We start from the raw sequence: 4,813 nt of genomic DNA, 5'->3' as shown, positions 1-4,813 counted from the left end.
AGGCATTGGTATCAGTTGGCACATGAAGCAAGCATGTCTTAAGTCTCCACCCTGGCCGGGGTACCTGCCGAAATGACCCAATTTCCCCTTCCTTTTCCCCCGATGGTTTCCTGATGGCATCGCCAATAATGTTGGCTATGGACGGGCGATGGCGCCTGCCCGGCAAATAGAACAGTACAGTTGAAGTGCGGAGAGAAATGATGAACGTAAAGAAATTTACAGCGGCTACTTCCCGTGACGCCCTGCGCAAGGTGCGCGAGGCGCTCGGCCCTGACGCGGTCATCCTCTCCAACCGCCCGGTCGATGGCGTGGTCGAGATCCTGGCGCTGGACAACGATGACGTCGCCGCGCTGTCCGTGCCCGCGGTCGACGCGCCGGCTCCACGCGCTCCCCAGGCGCCCGCCTTCCAGGCCTTTGACGATGATTTCGACCCGGAACCGGTATTCTCCCGCGCCGCCGTGTCGCAGTCCCAGGCTGAACTGCGCCAGCCCGAATTCCGCCAGGCCCCGCGCGCCGCCGCTCCCCAGCTCGACTCCTTCGGTGGCCAGCCTGACCTGGCCCGGCCTTATATCGAGCGCCGCGCCGCCCCCGAAGCGGAGATCCCCCCGACCTACGTCAACCGCCGCGCCGCCAGCCCGGAGCCGGGCATCGACATGGCCGCCATGACCCAGATGATGAGCGCCGCCATCGCCTCGGCCAAGGAATCGGCCGCGCTCGAGATGGGCGGCATGATGAACGAGATCCGCGCCATGCGCGGCCTGATGGAGACCCAGCTGGCCGAGCTGTCCTGGAACGCCACCGCCCAGCGCGAGCCGTACAAGGCCAGCGTGCTGCGCGAGATGCTGGCCGCCGGCTTCTCGGCCACCCTGGCACGCTACCTGATCGAGAAAATGCCGGTCGCCAAGGACGCGGGCGAAGCGCTGCGCTGGATCAAGACCGTGCTGGCGCGTAACCTCACCACCATCGCCAACGAAGACGACCTGCTGGCCCGCGGCGGCGTGTTCGCCCTGGTCGGCCCCACCGGCGTCGGCAAGACCACCACCACCGCAAAACTGGCGGCGCGCTGCGTGATGCGCCACGGCCCGGACAAGCTGGCCCTGATCACCACCGATGCCTACCGTATCGGCGGCCACGAGCAGCTGCGCATCTACGGCAAGATCCTGGGCGTGATGGTGCACTCGGTGAAGGACGAAGCCGACCTGCGCATCGCCCTGAAAGAACTGAAGAACAAGCATACCGTGCTGATCGACACCATCGGCATGTCGCAGCGCGACCAGATGGTGACGGAACAGGTGGCCATGCTGAGCGAATCCGGCGCCGACGTGAAGCGCCTGCTGTGCCTGAACGCGACCTCGACCGGCGAGACCCTGAACGAAGTGGTACGCGCCTACCAGGGCACCGGCCTGGCCGGCTGCATCATGACCAAGCTGGACGAAGCCGCCTCGATCGGCAACGTGCTCGACGTCGTCATCCGCCAGAAGCTGAACCTGCACTACATCTCGAATGGCCAGCGCGTGCCGGAAGACCTGCACCTGGCCGACCGCGCCATGCTGATCGACCGCGCCTTCCGCAACACCCGCCAGGCCAGCGCCCAGTTCGGCGACGCCGACCTGCCGGTCATGATGGCCGCCGCCGCCCACGATCGCCTGCACGAGGTGCACCTTGGCTAGTTTCGATTTCGACCAGGCCGAAGGCCTGCGCCGGATGCTGCAGGGCCCGCGCCCGCGCATCGTCACCTTCCTGTCCGCCACGCCAGAAGACGACAAGGGCGCGATGCTGGTCAACCTGGGCGCCTCGCTGGCCCAGCTGGGGAACGAGGTCCTGATCGTCGACGCCTGCGAGCGCGACTATGGCGTCGCGCGCCGCCTGGGCCTGAGCCGCGCGGCCAGCCTGGCCAGCGTGGCGCGCCAGGAGTGCGGCCTGAACCAGGTGCTGCACCCGGTGCCGCAAGGCTTCTCGGTGGCCACGCTGGGCGCGCCCCAGCGCGGCGGTCCGGCCGCCGGCGTCGAGACGCGGCGCCTGGCCAAGACCTTCGACGTGCTGGTCAAGCAGGCCGGCATCGTGATCGTCGATGGCGAGCTTGGTCCGGATGGCGAATTCCCGCTGCCGCTGATGGCCAGTTCGGAGATCGTGGTGCAGGTTGGTACCTCGGCCGCCTCGATCACCAACGCCTACGCGCTGATCAAGCGCCTGGCCCAGCAGCTCGGCCGGCGCCCCTTCGGCATCCTGGTCACCGGCGCGACCGAGGCTGAGGCCAAGGTTGTATACGATAATATGTCTACTGCGGCAACACGTTACCTGGCGGTAAGCCTTGTCTCGATGGGGTCGGTGCCGGCCGACGAGTACCTGCACCGGGCCGCGCGCCTGGGCCGGGCGGTGGTCGACGCCTTCCCGCTGGCCGGTGCCTCGGTGGCGTTTCGCAGGCTCGCGGGCAAGTTCGCGCTGCATGCGATGCCTGGCATGAGCAGGGGATGACTGTAGGGTGGGCGGATGTTCCGCCCACGCGGTGATCGTTATCCGATGAATGAACGCACAGGCGGATCCAACCGGATTTGACCAGACAAAAAACAACACGCATGTACACGGTCAAAGGGAAAGCGGACAAGAACCATTTGCTGACGGAGCACATGCCGTTGGTGAAGCGTCTTGCCCACCACATGAAGGCCAAGCTGCCGCCTTCCGTGGAAGTCGATGACCTGGTGCAGGCGGGCATGATCGGCCTGCTCGACGCCATCAACCGCTACGAGGACAGCCACGGCGCCCAGTTCGAGACCTATGCCGTGCTGCGCATCCGCGGCGCCATGCTCGACGAACTGCGCAACAACGACTGGATGCCGCGCTCCACGCGCCAGAACATGCGCAAGGTGGAGGCCGCGATGGAGGCGCTGCAGCAGCGCCTGGGCCGTCCGGCCAGCGAATCCGAGATCGCCAGGTCGCTCCAGATGTCGCTCGCCGACTACCAGGAGATGCTGGGCGATGGCGGCGGCCACCAGCTGGTGTACTACGAAGACTTCCGCGACAGCGACGGCGAGGGCGGCAGCGACAGCTTCCTCGACCGCCATGCGGTGGACGACAGCGATCCGCTGCGCAGCCTGCTCGACACCGGCTTTCGCCAGGCCGTCATCGACGCCATCGACCGGCTGCCGCCACGCGAGAAGATGCTGATGGGCCTCTACTACGAGGAAGAACTCAACCTGAAGGAAATCGGCGCCGTGATGGGCGTGAGCGAGTCGCGGGTGTCGCAGCTGCACACCCAGGCCGTCTCGCGCCTGCGCGCGACGCTACGGGAGCAATTATGGACTGGGCCAGCGTAGCGGGCCTGGCGCTCGCGGTCGCGGGCGTCCTGCTCGGGCACACGCTGGACGGCGGGCGCTTCGCCTCGCTGCTGCAGCCGGCCGCCTTCGCCATCGTGGTGGTCGGCACCTTCGGCGCCACCCTGCTGCAAAGCGAAGGGCGGTCCTTCCTGCTCGGCCTGCGCATGCTGCGCTGGGTATTCTTTCCACCCGCGTCCGGGCGCGAGAAGCTGTCGCGCGAAATCACCCTGTGGAGCCTGACGGCGCGCCGCGACGGCCTGCTCTCGCTGGAGCAGTACATGGGCACCAAGGACCCGTTCACCCAGAAAGGCCTGCGCCTGGTGGTGGACGGCATCCAGCCCGACAAGCTGCGCAGCCTGCTCGAGAACGAGATCAGCGCCTACGAGTTCGCGCAGCGCCAGGCCGCGCGCATCTGGGAATCGGCGGCCGGCTATGCGCCGACGATCGGCATCCTGGGCGCGGTGCTGGGCCTGATCCATGTGATGGAAAACCTGTCCGACCCGGCGCGCCTGGGCTCGGGCATCGCGATCGCTTTTGTGTCGACCGTGTACGGCGTGGGGCTGGCCAACCTGTTCTTCTACCCGGTCGCCAACAAGCTCAAGGCCATCGTCAGCGACAAGGTGGCCCAGTACGAGATCCTGGCCGAAGTCTTCCACGACCTCGCCAGCGGCGACCATACCCGCGTGCTCGAGGAGCGGGTGGCGAGCCTGCTGGTGCGCCACTAGAGGACAGGCATGGCACGCAAGCGCTACGACGATGCGGTCCCCGGCGAACACCACGAGCGCTGGCTGGTCTCGTACGCCGATTTCATCACGCTGCTGTTCGCCTTCTTCGTCGTCATGTACGCGATCTCGATCGTCAACGAGGGCAAGTACGCGGTGCTGTCCGAGGCGCTGGGCGATGCCTTCGGCGGACGCGGCGCCGCGCCCCAGGTCAATACCAATGTCGAGCCGGTGCTGCCGCTGTCGCACATCGTCAACCGCCGCCGGCTGGAAGCGGCCAGGCGCGAGCGCGAGCGCATGGAAAGACTGGCCCAGGATCTGAACGCGACCCTGCTGCCGCTGGTGAAAGCGGGCCAGGTGCGCGTTACGCAGAATGCGCGCGGCATCAGCGTCGAACTGAATGCCAGCGTGCTGTTCGAGCAGGGCGAGGCGGTGCTGCAGCCGGATGCGCGCGCCGTGCTGGGGCAGGTGGCGGGATTGCTGAAGAACGATCCGCACCGGATCGAGGTCGAGGGCCACACCGACGACCGTCCCATCACCAACGAGCGCTTCGCCTCGAACTGGGAACTGTCGGTGGTGCGCGCGGCAAGCGTGGTGCGCCTGTTCATCGAGCAGGGCGTGGGCGATGCGCGCCTGGCCGCCATCGGCTATGGCGCCACGCGCCCGGTCGCGCCGAACGGCAGTCCGGACGGCCAGGCGCGCAACCGGCGCGTGGCCGTGCTGATCCTGGCAGCCGTCCCGGAACCGCAACCGGTCCACATGCGGTGAAATAAAACA

At 67.2% G+C, this 4,813-nt stretch carries 5 protein-coding genes; all 5 read left to right on the top strand.

Features of this window, described 5'->3' with window-relative positions; genetic code table 11:
* The first annotated feature begins 200 nt into the window (after positions 1-200).
* The gene (gene flhF, locus LCI23_RS20370) at positions 201-1,670 is read left to right on the top strand and encodes a flagellar biosynthesis protein FlhF (RefSeq protein ID WP_224948267.1); all 1,470 of its coding nucleotides are present in this window, start codon (positions 201-203) and stop codon (positions 1,668-1,670) included.
* Positions 1,663-2,475, top strand: a complete 813-nt coding sequence (locus LCI23_RS20365; protein ID WP_224948266.1) for an antiactivator of flagellar biosynthesis FleN protein — start codon at positions 1,663-1,665, stop codon at positions 2,473-2,475. The genes flhF and LCI23_RS20365 overlap by 8 nt, the downstream gene beginning before the upstream one ends.
* 101 nt (positions 2,476-2,576) lie before the next feature.
* Entirely contained in the window at positions 2,577-3,314 is a 738-nt protein-coding gene (locus tag LCI23_RS20360) for an RNA polymerase sigma factor FliA (protein WP_224948265.1), read from the top strand.
* Positions 3,296-4,039, top strand: a complete 744-nt coding sequence (locus LCI23_RS20355; RefSeq protein ID WP_224948264.1) for a flagellar motor protein — start codon at positions 3,296-3,298, stop codon at positions 4,037-4,039. The genes LCI23_RS20360 and LCI23_RS20355 overlap by 19 nt, the downstream gene beginning before the upstream one ends.
* 9 nt (positions 4,040-4,048) lie before the next feature.
* Complete coding sequence (gene motD / locus LCI23_RS20350) at positions 4,049-4,804, top strand: flagellar motor protein MotD (protein ID WP_224948263.1); 756 nt, start codon at positions 4,049-4,051, stop codon at positions 4,802-4,804.
* The last annotated feature ends 9 nt before the right edge of the window (positions 4,805-4,813 follow it).

It is taken from the genome of Massilia sp. MS-15 (assembly GCF_020176695.1).
GTDB classification, from domain to species: Bacteria; Pseudomonadota; Gammaproteobacteria; order Burkholderiales; family Burkholderiaceae_D; genus Telluria; species Telluria hydrophila.
Note: the sequence above shows the minus strand (reverse complement) of the source record. Positions and strands in the feature narration are given on the sequence as shown.

Coding starts and splice junctions, on each gene's coding strand:
- flhF (WP_224948267.1), top strand. CDS start 201: ATGAACGTAAAGAAATTTACAGCGGCTACTTCCCGTGACGCCCTGCGC.
- motD (WP_224948263.1), top strand. CDS start 4,049: ATGGCACGCAAGCGCTACGACGATGCGGTCCCCGGCGAACACCACGAG.
- LCI23_RS20360 (WP_224948265.1), top strand. CDS start 2,577: ATGTACACGGTCAAAGGGAAAGCGGACAAGAACCATTTGCTGACGGAG.
- LCI23_RS20355 (WP_224948264.1), top strand. CDS start 3,296: ATGGACTGGGCCAGCGTAGCGGGCCTGGCGCTCGCGGTCGCGGGCGTC.